This window comes from Pseudomonas sp. 7-41, from assembly GCF_021233075.1.
GTDB classification, from domain to species: Bacteria; Pseudomonadota; Gammaproteobacteria; order Pseudomonadales; family Pseudomonadaceae; genus Aquipseudomonas; species Aquipseudomonas veronii.
The window spans coordinates 5230324-5247232 of record NZ_CP089551.1 but is presented as its reverse complement, the minus strand read 5'-3'; the positions used below and the strand labels follow the sequence as shown (position 1 = coordinate 5247232).

At 61.0% G+C, this 16909-nt stretch carries 17 protein-coding genes; 16 read left to right on the top strand and 1 reads right to left on the bottom strand.

All coding sequences use genetic code 11. The features are described 5' to 3' along the window. Positions 1–526 precede the first annotated feature (526 nt). From LQ249_RS23720 to LQ249_RS23655, 14 genes are all read left to right on the top strand, one after another. Positions 527–1276 carry an electron transfer flavoprotein subunit beta/FixA family protein gene (locus LQ249_RS23720; RefSeq protein WP_017848520.1) on the top strand — a complete coding sequence of 250 codons (750 nt, stop codon included), beginning with the start codon at positions 527–529 and terminating at the stop codon, positions 1274–1276. 2 nt (positions 1277–1278) lie between these two features. After that, positions 1279–2208 carry an electron transfer flavoprotein subunit alpha/FixB family protein gene (locus LQ249_RS23715; protein ID WP_017848519.1) on the top strand — a complete coding sequence of 310 codons (930 nt, stop codon included), beginning with the start codon at positions 1279–1281 and terminating at the stop codon, positions 2206–2208. Positions 2209–2275: 67 nt separating this feature from the next. After that, complete coding sequence (locus LQ249_RS23710; protein WP_232565940.1) at positions 2276–3094, top strand: substrate-binding periplasmic protein; 819 nt, start codon at positions 2276–2278, stop codon at positions 3092–3094. A 9-nt stretch (positions 3095–3103) separates the two neighbouring features. Beyond that, a complete protein-coding gene (locus LQ249_RS23705) occupies positions 3104–3466 on the top strand; it encodes a DUF4398 domain-containing protein (protein WP_108524803.1) in 363 nt (120 codons plus the stop codon). Then, positions 3463–4278, top strand: a complete 816-nt coding sequence (locus tag LQ249_RS23700) for an OmpA family protein (RefSeq protein WP_057003789.1) — start codon at positions 3463–3465, stop codon at positions 4276–4278. The genes LQ249_RS23705 and LQ249_RS23700 overlap by 4 nt, the downstream gene beginning before the upstream one ends. 205 nt (positions 4279–4483) lie before the next feature. Beyond that, positions 4484–5923: an aminotransferase-like domain-containing protein gene (locus LQ249_RS23695; protein ID WP_017848515.1), complete on the top strand. Its 1440-nt coding sequence runs from the start codon at positions 4484–4486 to the stop codon at positions 5921–5923. A gap of 104 nt (positions 5924–6027) precedes the next feature. Beyond that, positions 6028–6519 (top strand): hypothetical protein, encoded by a 492-nt coding sequence (locus LQ249_RS23690; protein WP_057003790.1) that lies wholly within the window; start codon positions 6028–6030, stop codon positions 6517–6519. A gap of 162 nt (positions 6520–6681) precedes the next feature. Then, entirely contained in the window at positions 6682–6936 is a 255-nt protein-coding gene (locus LQ249_RS23685) for a YkgJ family cysteine cluster protein (RefSeq protein ID WP_017848513.1), read from the top strand. Between the two features lie 40 nt (positions 6937–6976). Next, the gene (locus tag LQ249_RS23680) at positions 6977–7582 is read left to right on the top strand and encodes an START domain-containing protein (RefSeq protein ID WP_046382392.1); all 606 of its coding nucleotides are present in this window, start codon (positions 6977–6979) and stop codon (positions 7580–7582) included. 103 nt (positions 7583–7685) lie between these two features. After that, a complete protein-coding gene (locus LQ249_RS23675; protein ID WP_079444524.1) occupies positions 7686–7922 on the top strand; it encodes a hypothetical protein in 237 nt (78 codons plus the stop codon). Between the two features lie 213 nt (positions 7923–8135). After that, the gene (locus LQ249_RS23670) at positions 8136–8477 is read left to right on the top strand and encodes a ribonuclease E inhibitor RraB (protein WP_003193463.1); all 342 of its coding nucleotides are present in this window, start codon (positions 8136–8138) and stop codon (positions 8475–8477) included. A 447-nt stretch (positions 8478–8924) separates the two neighbouring features. Further along, positions 8925–10334, top strand: a complete 1410-nt coding sequence (locus LQ249_RS23665) for a circularly permuted type 2 ATP-grasp protein (protein WP_046382394.1) — start codon at positions 8925–8927, stop codon at positions 10332–10334. 4 nt (positions 10335–10338) lie between these two features. Beyond that, positions 10339–11289 carry an alpha-E domain-containing protein gene (locus LQ249_RS23660; protein WP_026140215.1) on the top strand — a complete coding sequence of 317 codons (951 nt, stop codon included), beginning with the start codon at positions 10339–10341 and terminating at the stop codon, positions 11287–11289. Next, positions 11286–12089, top strand: a complete 804-nt coding sequence (locus LQ249_RS23655; RefSeq protein ID WP_017848508.1) for a transglutaminase family protein — start codon at positions 11286–11288, stop codon at positions 12087–12089. The genes LQ249_RS23660 and LQ249_RS23655 overlap by 4 nt, the downstream gene beginning before the upstream one ends. 1 nt (position 12090) lies before the next feature. Here LQ249_RS23655 and LQ249_RS23650 read toward each other — a convergent pair whose 3' ends face one another. After that, on the bottom strand, positions 12091–12897 hold the full coding sequence (locus LQ249_RS23650; RefSeq protein WP_057003793.1) for a c-type cytochrome: 807 nt from the start codon (positions 12895–12897) through the stop codon (positions 12091–12093). A gap of 640 nt (positions 12898–13537) precedes the next feature. Between LQ249_RS23650 and LQ249_RS23645 the strand changes: the two genes are divergently transcribed. After that, the gene (locus LQ249_RS23645) at positions 13538–14743 is read left to right on the top strand and encodes an acetyl-CoA C-acetyltransferase (protein ID WP_046382396.1); all 1206 of its coding nucleotides are present in this window, start codon (positions 13538–13540) and stop codon (positions 14741–14743) included. Between the two features lie 15 nt (positions 14744–14758). Beyond that, on the top strand, positions 14759–16906 hold the full coding sequence (locus LQ249_RS23640) for a 3-hydroxyacyl-CoA dehydrogenase NAD-binding domain-containing protein (protein WP_232565939.1): 2148 nt from the start codon (positions 14759–14761) through the stop codon (positions 16904–16906). Positions 16907–16909: the final 3 nt, after the last annotated feature.

The following is a 16909-nucleotide window of genomic DNA, read 5'->3' as shown; positions in this document are numbered from 1 at the left end:
TATCTCCTACTCAGGCTCACAGGCTTTTTTTCTAATGGGTGGAGGTTGGGTGTCGTAAGCGTCATCGCTGCGTTCACTGGGCAGGCGGATGACCACCTTTCTCTCTAGGTGGCGCATTATATCTACACCACTCTCAGCGTCCAATACAAACGTTTGTTTGAATTGCTTGGAAGCTAGGTAAATCAAAGCAACGGGGCTTATGACTGGCCATTTTGCCGTATTGACCAGAATAGGCGTTCCGGTCAAGATACGGTCGGTTTTGCGCTCGCCGTAGGCTGACTGTAGGTTTCAAGAGCACCTTTAAAGACAGGCGAAGGCGAAAAAGAGTGACGCGTGCCCAATGCTGGCGCGCAGTTTACACGTCGCGATCATGAATGACCTCCCAGTCACCACTGACGAACGGTCATCACTCTCCATCGCTGCGTCACTTGCCGAAGGTTTTGAAGGTGCCCTTGTGTGCCGATGAGCATCAACCGCCAGGTTCGCCTAGGCGACTTTCTTTTCACCGGAGAGTAACGAGGAATCCATGAAGGTTCTTGTAGCTGTCAAACGCGTTGTCGATTACAACGTGAAAGTTCGCGTCAAGGCGGACAATTCCGGCGTCGACCTCGCTAACGTCAAGATGTCGATGAACCCTTTCTGCGAAATCGCCGTGGAAGAAGCCGTGCGCCTGAAAGAGAAAGGCGTGGCGACTGAAATCGTCGTGGTTACCATCGGCCCGACCACTGCTCAAGAGCAGCTGCGTACCGCTCTGGCCCTGGGCGCCGATCGCGCCATCCTGGTCGAGTCCGCTGAAGAACTGACCTCCCTGGCCGTGGCCAAGTTGCTCAAAGCCGTTGTCGACAAGGAACAGCCATCGCTGGTGATCCTCGGCAAACAGGCCATCGACAGCGACAACAACCAGACTGGCCAGATGCTGGCTGCACTGACCGGTTACGGCCAGGGCACCTTCGCCTCGAAAGTCGAAGTGAGCGGCGACAGCGTTGCCGTGACCCGCGAAATCGACGGCGGCGCGCAGACGGTTTCGTTGAAACTGCCGGCCATCGTCACCACCGACCTGCGTTTGAACGAGCCGCGCTACGCGTCTCTGCCAAACATCATGAAAGCCAAGAAGAAGCCTCTCGAAGTGCTGACTCCGGATGCTTTGGGCGTTTCCACCGCCTCTACCAACAAGACCGTCAAAGTCGAAGCGCCGGCTGCACGCAGCGCGGGCATCAAGGTCAAGTCGGTGGCTGAACTGGTCGAGAAACTGAAAAACGAAGCGAAGGTAATCTAATCATGACTATCTTGGTAATCGCTGAACACGACAACAAGGTACTGGCTCCGGCCACCCTGAACACCGTGGCCGCCGCGGCGAAAATCGGTGGTGACATCCACGTGCTGGTTGCAGGTCAGGGCGCTGGCGCCGTGGCTGAAGCCGCGGCGAAAGTCGCTGGCGTGAGCAAAGTACTGCTGGCCGACAACGCCGCTTACGCTCACCAACTGCCGGAAAACGTCGCGCCTCTGGTCGCCGAGCTGGGTGCTGGCTACAGTCACATCCTGGCCGCTGCCACCTCCAACGGCAAAAACATCCTGCCGCGGGTTGCCGCGCAACTGGACGTTGACCAGATCTCCGAGATCATCTCGGTCGAAAGCGCCGACACCTTCAAGCGCCCGATCTACGCCGGCAACGCCATTGCCACCGTGCAATCGACCGCCGCGGTCAAGGTCATCACCGTGCGCGCCACCGGTTTCGACCCGGTTGCCGCCGAAGGCGGTTCGGCCGCCGTTGAAGCCGTCTCCGCGGCTCATGACGCGGGCATTTCCAGCTTCGTCGGCGAAGAGCTGGCCAAGTCGGATCGTCCTGAGCTGACCGCTGCCAAGATCGTCGTTTCCGGCGGGCGTGGCATGCAGAACGGCGACAACTTCAAGCACCTGTACGCCCTGGCCGACAAGCTGGGCGCTGCCGTCGGCGCTTCCCGCGCTGCGGTCGACGCAGGTTTCGTGCCCAACGACATGCAGGTCGGCCAGACCGGCAAGATCGTTGCGCCACAGCTGTACATCGCCGTCGGTATCTCCGGCGCGATCCAGCATTTGGCCGGCATGAAAGACTCCAAGGTGATCGTAGCGATCAACAAGGACGAAGAAGCACCGATCTTCCAGGTGGCTGATTACGGCCTGGTGGCGGACTTGTTCGAAGCCGTACCTGAATTGGAGAAGCTGGTCTAATCCAGTTGCTTCACTTATAAAGAGCCCGGTCTTTTGACCGGGCTTTTTATTATCGGAGCACCTCGCCATGGAATTGCGCCCCTGGGCCACACTGCTGGGTTTCACACTGTTGCTGCCGACCCTGTCGCTGGCGACCGGCAAATGCGAGCGCCTGGTGGCTACCGGCAGCCCGGACGCTCCGCCTTTGCTCTGGCGCGATCCCCAGGACCCCACGCACTTGATCGGCGCCACCGCCGACATGTTGCAGCAAGTGGCCCAGGACCTTGGGTTGAAAATCGACCTGCTCTATGGCGGCAAGCGTTCCCAGGCCTTGGACGAAGTGCGCAGCGGGCGCATGGATCTGCTGGCCGATGCGCCGTTGAATATCGGCGAGCTGGAAACCCTCGACTACCTCCACCCGGCGCTGGTGCAGATCGACTATCTGGTCTGGACCCGCAAGGACTCGGCGCTGGCCTATGCCACGGCCGCCGACCTGCACGGCCATCAGGGCGCGGTGTCGGAACGGGCGCGGTTGAGCCACGACTTTGAAACCTTCGCCGCCCAGCAATTGACCCTGCAACGCCTGCCCACCTTGACTCCGGCGTTTCAGAAACTGCTGCTGGGGGAAGTGGACTACGTACTCGCCGGGCGTTACTCCGGCATGGCCATGGCCGAGACCCTGGGCATGAGCAATGACCTGTTCGCCCGCGACGTGCCCGTCGATCAGCCTGGCTTGTACCTGGCGATTTCCCACAACTCCGCGTGCAATGACCCCTGGCTGCGCGGACAGCTGGCGAAAAAGATGACAGAATTGTCCGGGTCTGGTGTGGCGCAAGCTGCGCTGCAGCGCAATCTGGAGCGCTGGAAAGCGCAATTGCAACAACCCGTCGGCACCCCAACAAAGTAGGGATTTTCAGTGATTTTTCGACCTTTTTTAGCGGCCCTCGCCGTCGTTGCTCTGGCGGGATGTGCAGCCGATCCTGCGCCGAATGAACAAATACGCCTCACCCAGCAAGCGTTGGAACAAGCCAGCGCCGTGGGTGCCAACTCCGATGAATCGTCCGAACTGAAACTGGCTGAAGGTAAATTCGCCCAGGCTCAGGCTGATATGGCCGACCAGTCCTACAAGAACGCGCGCATGCAGGCCGAACAGGCCGAGCTGGATGCGCGTCTCGCCGAAGCCCAAGTGTTGACCCGCAAGAGTCAGGAACAACTGAACGTGCTCAATACCCGTATCACCCGCCTGCGCAAGCAATTGCAGCTGGGAGAAGCCCAATGAGCCCGATGATCCGTGGCTTGAGTTGCGTCGTGCTGCTGGGCAGCGCGGCCCTGGGCGGTTGCGCCAGCCACCCGAATGGCGAGCAGGCCCTGCAACAGGCGGGCAGCGACTTCCAGAAGGTCAAGGAAGACGCCAACGTGCTGCGCTTCGCGCCCAAGGACGTGATCCGCGCCGGAGAGTCCCTGGCCCGTGCCGATCGCTTGTCCAGCTATTGGGGCAGCGGTGCCGACGTGGTGCATTACGCCTACCTCAGCCAGCGCTACAGCGCGATCGCCCGCGAACACACCGAGCAGGCGCTCAATCAGGAACGCGGCACCAAACTCGAACTGGAACGCCAGCGCCTGCAACTGGCCCTGCGCGAGAGCAAGCTGATCAGCGTGCAGCAGCAGGGCAAATGGCTCGAGGAACAGATCGCCAGCCTGGCCACCACCCAGACCGATCGCGGCCTGGTGATGACCCTGGGCGACGTGTTGTTCGACACCGGTGAAGCCGAACTGAAAAACTCGGCCAACCGCACCGTGCTGAAAATCGTCCAGTTCCTGCAACTGAACCCCAAGCGCATCGTGCGTATCGAGGGTTACACCGACAGCACCGGCGGCGAGCAGGAAAACCTCCAACTGTCCCGCGACCGCGCGCAATCGGTGGCGGATGTGCTGGTGGACCTGGGGATCGACGAAAAGCGCATCCAGGTCGAAGGCTATGGCGACCAGTACCCGGTGGAGGCCAATGCTTCCGAGCGCGGCCGCGCGCAGAACCGCCGGGTAGAGATCGTGTTCTCCGACGCGAAGGGCCAGTTGGGCGCCGCCCGCTAGGAACCTGGCGCAAGCAAAATGTGGGAGGGGGCGCCCCCTCCCACATTTTTTCGGGGGTACTCGAAACGCCTCAGGCCACCCTTACAGTTTTTTCTATCACTGCCGCTCGCGCTCGACTATTGTGGCAACTGTCCCCGTACACTTCTAAACTGTGCCGGTATGTTTCACACAAAAATAAAATAGCCGTGAAATCGAGTGCTGCGTCATGACCAATCTGTTGCTTTACCAACGTATCGCCCAGCAACTGGCTGAGGATATCCGGCGCGGTGTCTATCAACCGGGCGAGCGCGTGCCTTCGGTGCGCAAGATGAGCTCCCAGCTCAACGTCAGCCATGCCACGGTGTTGCAGGCTTACGCCAACCTGGAAGATCAGGGCTTGATTCGCGCACGGCCGCAGTCCGGGTATTACGTACACCAGACACCGGCGCTGACGGCGCCGACGCCGGATATCGCCCGGGTCGAGCGCCCGGGGTTGGTGACGCGCAGCAGCATCATTCAGCAAGTGTTGGTGGAGTCGCGTCGCGAAGGCGTATTCCCGCTGGGCGCGGCCGTGCCGAGTGTGGATTACTTGCCGGTACGCGCACTGCACCAGCAGTTGGCCAAGGTCACGCGCTTCCAGAGCCCGCGGGCGTTCAGCTACATGTTCAGCCCTGGCTTCGAGCCGTTGCGCCGCCAGGTGGCGATCCGCATGCGCGATGCCGGCGTGGTGGTGGACCCCTCCGAAGTGGTGATCACCCACGGCTGCGTCGATGCCCTGCAGATGTCGTTGCGGGTGCTGACGCGGCCGGGCGACCTGATCGCCGCCGAGTCGCCGACCTATTACGGCTTGCTGCAGTTGGCGGATCTGCTGGGCCTCAAGGTCATCGAGATCCCCAGCGACCCCGCCACCGGAATGAGCCTGGAAGCCCTGCAATTGGCCGCTAACCAGTGGTCGATCAAAGCCCTGGTGCTGACCACGCGCCTGAGCAACCCGTTGGGCGGCACCATGCCCGAGGAGCGGCAGAAACACTTGCTGCGCCTGGCCTCGGATTTCGATATCCAGATCGTCGAAGACGATATCTACGGCGAACTGATGTTCGAACTGGGGCGCACCAAAGCCCTGAAAGCCTACGATCGCCTCGACCGCGTGATTTATTGCTCGAGCTTTTCCAAAACCTTGTCACCCGGCGTGCGTATCGGCTGGATGATCGCCGGCAAGTACCAGCAGGAAATCCAGCGTTTGCAGATGTTCAGCACCCATTCGGCGTGCAGCGTCACCCAGATGGGCGTCGCCGCGTACCTGGAGAACGGCGGTTACGATCGGCACCTGCGTTACATCCGCCAGGAGTACCGCAAGAACCTCAGCGCTTTCCAACTGGCGGTTCAGCAGTATTTTCCCGAAGGCACCCAGATGACCCGTCCGACCGGCGGTTTTATCCTGTGGGTCAGTTTGCCGGGGCGGGTCAATACCCAGGAACTGCACGTGCGTGCATTGCAGCAGGGCATCAGCATCGCACCGGGGTTGATCTTCAGTAATACGGAACAGTTCAACCACTGTATTCGTCTGAACTGCGGCACGCCGTGGAATCGCGAGGCAGAGCGGGCGCTGATGACTTTGGGGATGCTCGCCAGTCAGTTATGCCTGGAGACAGCGGCCGGCTTGTGAGGCTCGCCAAGCAGCCAGTTCTGATAGCTGGCCAATCACCGCGCTTGTCATGCTGCCCTCAACAAGCGAGCATATGGCCTTCTGCCGTTAAAGCTGTTGGCAATATGACTTCTATTTTTCGCGCTGTTTTAGTGATTAGCCTGTTCAGCCTGAGTCACGTCGGCGTCACGCTGGCGGCGACGCCTGTGGCGGACCCCGCACCGACCGCGAGTACCGAGCACACAACCCCCGCAAAAAAACCGACCCCGGCGAAAAAAGCCCCGGCGACCAACAAAAAAAACGCGTCGGCAAAAAAACGCGCGCCGATTGCGAGCAAGTCCAAGTCCGCCCGCGAAGTGGCCCAGACCCACTTGCCACCGGCACAGTTGGATTTGTCCCTGCCTTCCGACATGGTCAGGCACCTGCAGCCCATCGGCAGCATGCCCGCGCCAAAAAACGTACCGTTGTTGCCGCCGATGTTTGGTGAAAAGCCGGCTGACAACAGTGCGTTCCAGATCAACGGTCGCCTGCTCAGCAATGAGATGAAGCTGCAACTGCGCAACGAAGAACGGCGTGAGGTGGAAGGCGCGGCGCTGGATTTCGAATTCAAACAATAAACTTTTCCGACGAAGGTGACGTCGACACCCGACCATCTGTCGCAGACTGGTCAGTCACTTTTATTTTCTGCGAAAAACCCCTGTTAGACCATTTTAAAACGGCTGTTTAAGGGCGTACTCTAGCCCGGCCGTCCCTATTGAGCCGTCGAGGACCTGTTGCTCATGAAATGCCGTGAAGGCTGTGGCGCTTGCTGCATCGCCCCCTCCATCAGTTCACCGCTGCCGGGAATGCCCCACGGCAAACCCGCGGGCGAACGCTGCCTGCACCTGTCGGTCGAACAGTTATGCCTGCTGTTCGGACAACCGGAACGGCCGGCGGTGTGCAGTGATTTCAAGGCGGATATCGAGGTCTGCGGCACCGACCAGGCCGATGCGATCAGGTTGATCGGCTGGTGGGAGCAGATGACGGCGGCTTGATGGCTTTACTATCGGAACTTCAACAATAAGGAATACAACAATGGGTTCGCTGAAACGAATGGCTGTGTTGTGCGGTTTTACGGTGTTGTTTGCTGCCACTGCTCAGGCTGAGGATTGGCAAGTCGCCAAGGATGAAGACGGGATCAAGGTGTCGCTGAGCGAAGTCGCCGGTTCCAAGTACAAGGCGTATCGCGGTGTGACAGTGATCAAGGCCCCCGTGGCCAAGATCGAGGCCTTGCAGGAAGATGCGGTCGGTGCCTGCGCCTGGATTCATGACTGCAAGTCGCAAAAACTGCTCAAGCAGGAGGGCGTCAAGAGCTGGACCTACACCCAATTCAAGGCCCCGTTCCCAGTGACCGACCGCGATTCGATCCTGGAAATCACCACGTCCAAGGCCGCCGACGGCAGCGTGACCCGCACGCTGCTGGAAGTGCCGACCTATCAGCCGGAAGTGAAGGGCTATGTGCGCGTGGCCCAGGTCGATGGCTACTGGAAACTGGTGCCTAAAGGCGCCAACGAAACCGAAGTGACCTACCAGGTACACACCGAGCCAGGCGGCAGCGTGCCTTCGTGGTTGGCCAACAAGTTCGTGGTGGACGCCCCGTTCAACACCTTGAAAGCCCTCAGGGAACGCGCCGAGAAGTAAGCGCGGCAGACCCGGTGCCTGCGACCTTGAGTGGAACGTTTAGCGAGCCCTCAAGGTCCAGATAGAGGTAAGCCCACACGCGGGCTTTATCGAGGAGGCACCGATGCAAAAGTGGCAGATTACCTTCGTTGATGATCACGGCGTGCAGTCCGTGGAGCAGTTCACCTGCGAGCACAAGCCCAGCCTCGAAGATGCGGCACACTTGATTCGCGACAAGCTGGTGCCGGTGGCCGCCGAACTCGACCTCAATGACCTGGAAGGCCGTAAACCCGAACCGACGGTCAAGATCCTCAAAGACCAGAACAGTATCCAGATCCTCGACATCTCTCCCGTCGTCTGAACATTCCCTGTCTGCCATTCAAGCGCCTCTGGTGGAGGTGATAGCTTCGCGCTACTCTGCAAGTGAGATCAGCGAATGAATCGCTAAGGTCTGGTCTTGTCAGCTACATGCTTGTTTTCCAGCGGTGATGTCATTGCCGTAGTACCCGCGCCAGTAAGGCGTGGGCTTCGGGAAGCACGGAAAGTCTATCCATCGGTTTGAGGAGGACGTTTCATGAGCACAGCCTATCAAGAAGACATCAGCACCAACGTTCTGCGCCGCATGAAAGAAGGCGGCTTCGATTTTTCACGGTTCCACCCCATCGAGTTCTACGCCATTTTCCCGGACGAGGAACGGGCGCGCAGGGCTGCGGGTCGGTTTCGTGGCGAATCCCTGAATGCCCAGGTCAGCGCGCGCGACGATGGCGCCTGGTACCTGGAACTGAGCAAGATCATGTTTGCAACCTACGACGGCATAGGAGACTTCGAGCAAGACTTTGAAGCGGTGGTCGAGCCGCTGGGCGGGATCATCGAAGGATGGGGCGTCAAGCAGGAGGTGCGTGGGTTACCCATGTAGCAGTATGAGAAACACAGCGTATCGGCTGACCTTTGGGTCGGCCGATTTTGTTTGTGGCGTCTGAAATCAGACGCAACTCGCGCGGTATTTCCAGGCAAAAAAAACCACCCGAGTGGGGTGGTCGAAAGGGAAGACCGGAGGAGTCGGTCGATACACGAGATCACACGGTACCGATTGCGCGATGGGTAAGGCTGTAGGACGAGTCCTGTTCAGCAGATGACGGTGATTATCCGCACCGGGGGGCGGGCAGTGAAATCAACACTGGCTATGCTGTTGATAGTCAAAGCCCGCATTGTGATGAAGCGCGCGACAAGACACCGGGCATTCCGCGCACCAGGATGGTGCGCTTAACTCCCCGCTATTATTTAACTCACTGATTTTTAAGTGTTTATGCCGCTGGCACGGGCCTTGCGATGATTCTTGCGTCCGGGTGACAAGGAGTACGGCATGATCCGCACTTATTACGACGAAATGTACGATGGGGCAGGGCAGGTTCGCCCTCATTACCGCGAGTTCGCCCGCTGGTTGGCCGAAACCCCCGCTGAACTGCTGGCCCAGCGCCGGCGTGAAGCCGATTTGCTGTTTCACCGCGCCGGGATCACTTTCACCCTCTACGGGGATGAGCAGGGCACCGAGCGCCTGATACCCTTCGACACCATCCCGCGCAGCATTCCCGCCAGTGAATGGCGGATTGTCGAACGTGGCTGCATTCAGCGGGTCAAGGCGCTGAACATGTTTCTCGCCGACCTCTACCATGAACAACGCATCATCAAGGCCGGGATCATTCCCGCCGAACAGGTGCTGGCCAACGAGCAGTATCAGTTGGCTATGCAGGGCTTGAATCTGCACCGCGATCTGTATTCCCACATCTCCGGTGTCGATCTCGTGCGTGATGGTGACGGCACTTACTACGTGCTGGAGGACAACCTACGCACGCCCAGCGGCGTCAGCTACATGCTCGAAGACCGCAAGATGATGATGCGCCTGTTCCCCGAACTGTTCGCGGCCCAGCGTATCGCGCCGATCGACCACTACCCCAACTTGCTGCTCGACACCCTGAAAAGCGCCAGCCCCCTGGATAACCCCAGCGTGGTGGTGTTGACCCCCGGGCGTTTCAACAGTGCGTTCTTTGAGCATGCTTTCCTCGCCCGGGAAATGGGCGTGGAACTGGTGGAGGGCGCCGACCTGTTCGTGCGCGATGATCGCGTTTTCATGCGTACCACCGACGGCCCCAAGGCCGTGGACGTGATCTATCGCCGCCTCGACGATGCGTTTCTCGACCCGCTGGCCTTCAATCCGGACTCCATGCTCGGCGTCCCCGGCCTGCTTGCCGCCTATCGTTCGGGCAATGTGGTGTTGGCCAACGCGATCGGCACCGGGGTGGCGGATGACAAGTCGGTGTACCCCTTTGTCACCGAGATGATCCGTTTTTACCTGGATGAAGAACCGATCTTGAAGAACGTTCCGACCTTCCAATGCCGTAAGCCCGACGAACTGTCCCACGTACTGGCTAACCTGCCGCACCTGGTGGTCAAAGAAACCCAAGGCTCCGGCGGCTACGGCATGCTCGTCGGTCCGGCTTCCACGGCGGCGGAAATCGAAGCCTTCCGCGCGCGTATCAAGGCCAAGCCCCACGCCTATATCGCACAGCCGACCCTGTGTTTATCCACCTGCCCGACCTTCGTCGAAAACGGTATCGCCCCGCGCCATATCGACCTGCGCCCGTTCGTGTTGTCCGGCAAGGAAACCCGCGTGGTGCCCGGCGGCCTGACCCGCGTGGCCCTGCGCGAAGGTTCACTGGTGGTCAACTCGTCCCAGGGCGGCGGCACCAAAGACACTTGGGTGGTTGAGGACTGATGCCATGTTGAGTAGAACTGCCTCGGATCTGTACTGGATGTCGCGCTACCTCGAACGCGCGGAAAACCTCGCACGCATGCTCGACGTCAGCTATTCGCTGTCGCTGATGCCCCAGGACGGGCGCGGCGACGGCCTGCATGAACTGGCCATGCCGTTGCTGATCACCGGCACGCTGGACGACTACCACGCGCGACACGGTGAGCTGCACGCCGAACGCCTGCTGCACTTTTTCGCCCTGGACGCGGCCAACCCGGCCAGCATCTACAGCTGCCTCGGTGCTGCGCGGGCCAGCGCCCATGCGGTGCGTGGGCGAATCACGGCCGACATGTGGGAAAACATCAATGCCACCTGGCTGGATATCCGCGACATCGCCCAGCAAGGCTTGAGCCGCTACGGCATGAGCCGGTTCTGTGAGTGGGTCAAGGAGCGTTCGCACCTGTTTCGCGGCGCCACCTACGGCACCATCATGCGCAACGATGCTTTCCGCTTTATCCGTCTGGGCACTTTCATCGAGCGCGCCGACAACACCCTGCGCCTGCTGGACGCACGCTATGAAATGGCTGGCGACCAGGCCGAAGCGGTCAGCGATGGCACGGCCCACGCGTACTACCAGTGGAGTGCCTTGTTGCGTGCGTTGTCGTCGTTCGAGGCCTACACCGAGATCTACCGCGACGCCCCCGGCGCTCGGCAAGTGGCGGAGCTGTTGCTGTTGCGCGCCGATGTGCCGCGCTCACTGCGGGCCTGCAGCGAAGAGATCGACCAGATCCTCGCCAGCCTGCCCGGCCTCAACGGCCGCCCGGCCCAGCGCCTGGCCGCCGAAATGGATGCGCGCCTGCGCTTTACCGCCATCGACGAAATCCTCGAGGAAGGCCTGCATGCCTGGCTGACCGACTTTATTCCCTTGGTCCGCCAGTTGGGCGACGCCATCTACAGTTCCTACCTGGAGGCGGCATGAGACTCTCCATCAGCCACGAAACCACCTACCACTACGACGATCAGGTGCGCGCCAGCATCCAGTACCTGCGCCTTACGCCCCACGACAGCGAACGCCAGCACGTACTCAGTTGGCAACTGGATCTACCGCGTCCGGTGCGCGCCCAGGTCGACCCGTTCGGCAATATCCTGCATGTGCTGACCCTGGACGAGCCTCACGACGCCATCATCATCGGCGCCCGTGGCCAGGTCGATATCGACGAGTTGCGCGAGGCTGAGCACGAGAGCCAGTCGGCCTACCCATTCCTGCGCAGTACGCGGCTGACCGAGCCCGACGAAGCCCTGCGCCGCTTTGCCGAGCAGCATTGCCATCAGCGCCGCGACCGCAGCGCCTTGATCGACCTGATGCACGCGCTCAACCACTCGATGGTCTACACGCCCGGCGCCACGGAGGTCGACACCAGCGCCGCGCAGGCCTTCGCGGGGCGTGCGGGGGTGTGCCAGGACCACACCCATGCGTTCCTGGCCTGCGCGCGCAGCCTGGGGATTCCAGCGCGGTATGTGTCGGGGTATTTGTACACCGAGGACAGCACGCACCTGGCCAGTCACGCCTGGGCCGAAGCCTGGCTGGACGACGCCTGGTACAGCTTTGACGTGACCAACCAACTGGCGCGGCCGGAGCGGCACCTGAAACTGGCCGTGGGCCTGGATTATCTGGACGCCTGCCCGGTACGCGGCATGCGGCGCGGCGGCGGGCATGAGCAGATGCATGCCAAGGTGTCGGTGGCGCCGACGCCGCTGGTTTCGGTGCAGCAGCAATAGCTCAGGGCTGCTGCTTGCGCCCGGCCATATGCTTCAAATACTCCACCAGCAACGCCAGCTCGCTGTCGGGCAACACGCCGACGGCGAAGGCCGGCATTTTCGCCTGGGGCCAGCGCCGCAGGCTTTGTGGGTCGCGGATATAGCGCTTGAGGAAATCGCCGCTGAAATATTCGGTGGGGTTGTAGGGAAGGTTCAGGTCCGGCCCTACCTGTGCATCGCCAGCCCCATTGAGGCGGTGACAGGCCAGGCAGTTTTTCTGGAACAGCGCAAAACCTTGGTTGACCGGATCATTCGCACCCAGCTTCGGATCGGGCAACAACGCCGGAAAACGCTCGGCAACCGTCTTCAACTGCTTGATCCCGGAGATCTGGAACGGCCATTGCTCGGGGCTGATGTGCCCGGCCTGAGGGTTCGTCCACACCAGGTAGAACGGCCCGGCACTCGGCTTGTCGGCGGCCAGCGCGGGCCACGGATCGGTGGGATCTTCCACCGCCAGCCAGGCGCGGGCGCCGTGTGTTTCCAGCAAAGGCGCGGCGCTCAGTTCGGCGGCGAACCCGTCGAGCGCGATGGCCTGCAGATGGTTTTCCGTCTGCAGACCCGGTAGGAGTACCGCCAGTGGGACTGCGCGATACGTCATGCTTCGCTTGTAGGAAACGTCATCAACGATAGGCACCGTCTGTGCATCGGGGTGCTTGAGCAGGTCTTCGGTCTGCCAGGTCTTGCTGGTGTGGTCCAGCTCGATGGTCAACTGCGCGGCGGCAACGGGCAGGGCGAGGAACAAGGCGAAGAGGGCGAGGATCGATTTCAAGAGAGAGGCCCGGTGCGAGAAGAAGTGGCGCCTAAGATACCGGAAAATTCCCAGGCAAAACGGCAGCCCCTGCAACAGGACCGCTATACGCAATGTCCTCGCAGGAGCTGCCAAAAACTGCAAGCCTGATGTACAGAATGGCGCGTGTGATTCGTCACCCAAGCACCTTGGTCAGGTTGGGCAAGATCAGAATCAGTGTGGTGGCGAACAGAATAAGTCCCGCCTGACGTATTTTCGAATGCTTGAACATGGCTGACTGCCTTTTGTTGTTATTCCTGAGCGTCAAATGCGTGCCGGTTTATTTCAGTATCGCAACGTGACGTGTCGCTTTTCTTACAGCTGCTCCAGCAAAACCCGGCAGCAACTTCCTACTGAGTGAACCTTAGAGCCCTCGTTCTGCGTGGCTTAGATCCATTTCATATCAACTTGTCATATTTTTTACTGAAAAAGGTATGAGGCCTATCGCCATCTTGGCGCCAATGCCTTGGCTAGACCGCTAAAACGATTAATCAAACGGTTGCACTCATCTGCTACCGTTCGTCCGAGCGAGGGGGTCAAACGCAATGAGCGCATCCGTCATTGAAACCGTGTCAATCGGGCCTAAGGTAAGGGCACACATGCACAGCGGTTCGAGGATGTCATGACCCAAGCTTTGATCTTTGATGCGATACGCACGCCCCGGGGCAAAGGCAAGGCCGACGGTGCCTTGTACAGCGTCAAGCCGGTAAACCTGGTGGCGGGTTTGTTGACGGCGCTGGCCCGGCGCAGCGACCTCGATACCCGCCAGGTCGATGACATCGTCCTCGGCTGCGTCACCCCCGTGGGCGACCAGGGCGCGGACATCGCCAAGACCGCCGCGCTGGTGGCGGACTGGGACGTCAGCGTCGCCGGTGTCCAGGTCAACCGCTTCTGCGCCTCGGGCCTCGAGGCCGTGAACCTGGGCGCGATGAAAGTGCGTTCCGGCTTCGAAGACCTGGTGGTGGTCGGTGGCGTCGAGTCGATGTCCCGCGTGCCCATGGGCAGCGATGGTGGCGCCTGGGTGCTCGATCCGCAAACCAATCTGCACAGCCATTTCACGCCCCAGGGTATTGGCGCGGATTTGATCGCGACCCTGGAAGGCTTCAGTCGTCAGGACGTCGACGCCTTCGCCCTGCATTCCCAGCAGAAAGCGGCCCGGGCGCGCGCAGACGGTTCCTTCAATAAGTCGCTGATCGCGGTGCAGGACCAGAACGGCCTTGTGCTGTTGGACCACGATGAATTTATCCGTGCCGACTCCACCCTCGAAGGCCTGGGCAAGCTCAAGCCCAGCTTCGAGATGATCGGGCAGATGGGCTTCGACGCCACCGCGCTGCGGGTCTATAGCCATGTCGAGCGGATCAACCATGTCCACACCCCCGGCAACAGCTCCGGTATCGTCGACGGTGCCGCGTTGATGTTGATCGGCTCCGAGGCCAAGGGCCGCGAGCTGGGCCTGCAAGCGCGGGCGCGGATTGTCGCCACGGCGGTCACCAGCACCGACCCTACCATCATGCTCACCGGTCCGGCGCCAGCCACGCGCAAGGCGTTGGCCAAGGCCGGGCTGCGCGTCGAAGACATCGACCTGTTCGAGGTCAACGAGGCGTTCGCCTCGGTGGTACTCAAGTTCATCAAAGACATGGGCATCGACGCCGCCCGGGTCAACGTCAACGGCGGCTCGATCGCCATGGGCCACCCGCTGGGCGCTACCGGTTGCGCGATCCTCGGCACCTTGCTCGACGAACTGGAAGTGCGCCAACAACGCTATGGCCTGGCCACCCTGTGTGTCGGCGGTGGCATGGGCATCGCCACCATTATCGAACGCCTCTGAGCCCAAGGAATTGTCATGACCCAAGCCATTCGTTACGAAAAAGGCCAGGACCAGATCGTGGTCCTGACCCTCGACATGCCCGGCCAGAGCGCCAACACCATGAACGCTGTGTACCGCGAGGCCATGGCGGCCACCGTGGCGCGGCTGCAAGCGGAAAAGGACGGGATCGCCGGCGTGGTCATCACCTCGGCGAAGAAGACGTTCTTTGCCGGTGGCGACCTCAATGAACTGATCAAGGTCGACAAGGCCCACGCCAAGGAATTTTCCGACAGTGTGCGGGTACTGAAGGCGCAACTGCGCAGCCTGGAAAACCTTGGCAAACCGGTGGTCGCCGCCATCAATGGCGCGGCCCTCGGCGGCGGCTGGGAGATTTGCCTGGCGTGTCACTATCGGGTCGCGCTGGACGACCAGTCGCTACAACTGGGGCTGCCGGAAGTCACCCTGGGCCTGCTGCCGGGCGGCGGTGGTGTGGTGCGGATGGTGCGCCTGTTGGGCTTGGAAAAAGCCCTGCCGTATTTGCTCGAAGGTAAGAAGATCCGCCCACGGCAGGCCCTGCAGGCGGGCCTGATCGACGCGCTGGCAGTGGATCGCGACGAACTGCTGGCCAAGGCTCGCGCCTGGATTCTCGCCCACCCCGACGCCGCGCAGCCGTGGGACAACAAGGCTTACCAGATCCCCGGAGGCACGCCGTCCAGCCCGAAAGTCGCGCAGATGCTCGCCATCGCGCCCTCGATCCTGCGCAGCAAAACCAATGGCTGCTTGCCGGCGCCGGAGAAAATTCTCTGCGCGGCGGTGGAAGGTGCCCAGGTGGATTTCGACACCGCGCACCTGATCGAAACCCGCTACTTCACCGAATTGGTCACCGGGCAGGTGGCGAAAAACATGATCGGCACCTTCTGGTTCCAGCTCAATGACATCAACGCCGGGCGTTCGCGCCCTGAGGGTTTTGCGCCTTACCTGACGCGCAAGGTCGGCGTGCTCGGTGCCGGGATGATGGGCGCGGGGATCGCTTATGTCAGCGCCTGTGCAGGCGTTGAAGTGGTGCTCAAGGACATCAACCTCGCAGCCGCCGAGAAAGGCAAGGCGCACTCGGCCACACTGTTGGACAAGAAGGTCAGCCGTGGGCAATTGACCGCCGAGCAGCGCGAAGCCACCCTGGCGCGTATCCATCCTACGCAGTCTGACGCCGACCTGGCCGGCTGCGACCTGATCATCGAAGCGGTGTTCGAAGACCGTGAGCTCAAGGCCAAAGTCTCTGCGGCCGCGCAAAACGTGGTCGGCCCGGACGCGGTGATCGCTTCCAACACGTCCACCTTGCCTATCAGTGGCCTGGCCACGGCCGTACCGGATCAGGCCAAGTTCATCGGCCTGCATTTCTTCAGCCCGGTGGACAAGATGCCCCTGGTGGAAATCATCAAGGGTACACAGACCTCGGACGAAACCCTGGCCCGTGGTTTCGACTTCGTCCTGCAAATCAAGAAAACCCCGATTGTGGTCAACGACAGTCGCGGCTTCTTCACCTCGCGGGTGTTCGGCACGTTCACCAACGAAGGCATCGCCATGCTCGGCGAAGGCGTGGCTGCGCCGATGATCGAGACCGAAGCGCGCAAGGCCGGTATGCCGGTGGGGCCGCTGGCGGTGTCTGACGAAGTGTCGCTTAGCCTGATGAGCCATATCCGACAGCAGACAGCCAAGGATCTGCAGGCCGAAGGTAAAGCCGCGCCAACCCATCCGGCGACGCAGGTGATTGATCTGTTGGTCAACGAATACCAGCGCATGGGCAAGGCGGCGGGGGGCGGTTTCTATGAGTACCCCGCAGGTGGGCAGAAGTATTTGTGGCCGGAACTGAAAAGCCGCTTCGAACGCCCCGACCAACGCATTTCAGCGCAGGACGTGCGCGACCGTTTGTTGTTTATCCAGGCCATCGAAACCGTGCGCTGCGTGGAGGAGGGCGTGTTGATGTCCACCGCAGACGCCAACGTCGGCTCGATCTTCGGTATCGGCTTTGCGGCGTGGAGTGGTGGCGCTTTGCAATTTATCAACCAGTACGGCTTGAACGACTTTATTGCACGGGCGCGCTACCTGGCCGAGCAGTATGGCGAGCGCTTCTCGCCGCCAGCGTTGTTGCTGCAGAAAGCCGCACAGGGTGAAGTATTTCGGTGATCA

Excerpts from the sequence above, each read along its gene's own strand:
- LQ249_RS23660 (WP_026140215.1), top strand. The coding sequence starts at position 10,339 with ATGTTGAGTAGAACTGCCTCGGATCTGTACTGGATGTCGCGCTACCTC.
- LQ249_RS23655 (WP_017848508.1), top strand. The coding sequence starts at position 11,286 with ATGAGACTCTCCATCAGCCACGAAACCACCTACCACTACGACGATCAG.
- LQ249_RS23695 (WP_017848515.1), top strand. The coding sequence starts at position 4,484 with ATGACCAATCTGTTGCTTTACCAACGTATCGCCCAGCAACTGGCTGAG.
- LQ249_RS23715 (WP_017848519.1), top strand. The coding sequence starts at position 1,279 with ATGACTATCTTGGTAATCGCTGAACACGACAACAAGGTACTGGCTCCG.
- LQ249_RS23645 (WP_046382396.1), top strand. The coding sequence starts at position 13,538 with ATGACCCAAGCTTTGATCTTTGATGCGATACGCACGCCCCGGGGCAAA.
- LQ249_RS23700 (WP_057003789.1), top strand. The coding sequence starts at position 3,463 with ATGAGCCCGATGATCCGTGGCTTGAGTTGCGTCGTGCTGCTGGGCAGC.
- LQ249_RS23710 (WP_232565940.1), top strand. The coding sequence starts at position 2,276 with ATGGAATTGCGCCCCTGGGCCACACTGCTGGGTTTCACACTGTTGCTG.
- LQ249_RS23680 (WP_046382392.1), top strand. The coding sequence starts at position 6,977 with ATGGGTTCGCTGAAACGAATGGCTGTGTTGTGCGGTTTTACGGTGTTG.
- LQ249_RS23720 (WP_017848520.1), top strand. The coding sequence starts at position 527 with ATGAAGGTTCTTGTAGCTGTCAAACGCGTTGTCGATTACAACGTGAAA.
- LQ249_RS23690 (WP_057003790.1), top strand. The coding sequence starts at position 6,028 with ATGACTTCTATTTTTCGCGCTGTTTTAGTGATTAGCCTGTTCAGCCTG.
- LQ249_RS23665 (WP_046382394.1), top strand. The coding sequence starts at position 8,925 with ATGATCCGCACTTATTACGACGAAATGTACGATGGGGCAGGGCAGGTT.
- LQ249_RS23675 (WP_079444524.1), top strand. The coding sequence starts at position 7,686 with ATGCAAAAGTGGCAGATTACCTTCGTTGATGATCACGGCGTGCAGTCC.
- LQ249_RS23640 (WP_232565939.1), top strand. The coding sequence starts at position 14,759 with ATGACCCAAGCCATTCGTTACGAAAAAGGCCAGGACCAGATCGTGGTC.
- LQ249_RS23670 (WP_003193463.1), top strand. The coding sequence starts at position 8,136 with ATGAGCACAGCCTATCAAGAAGACATCAGCACCAACGTTCTGCGCCGC.
- LQ249_RS23685 (WP_017848513.1), top strand. The coding sequence starts at position 6,682 with ATGAAATGCCGTGAAGGCTGTGGCGCTTGCTGCATCGCCCCCTCCATC.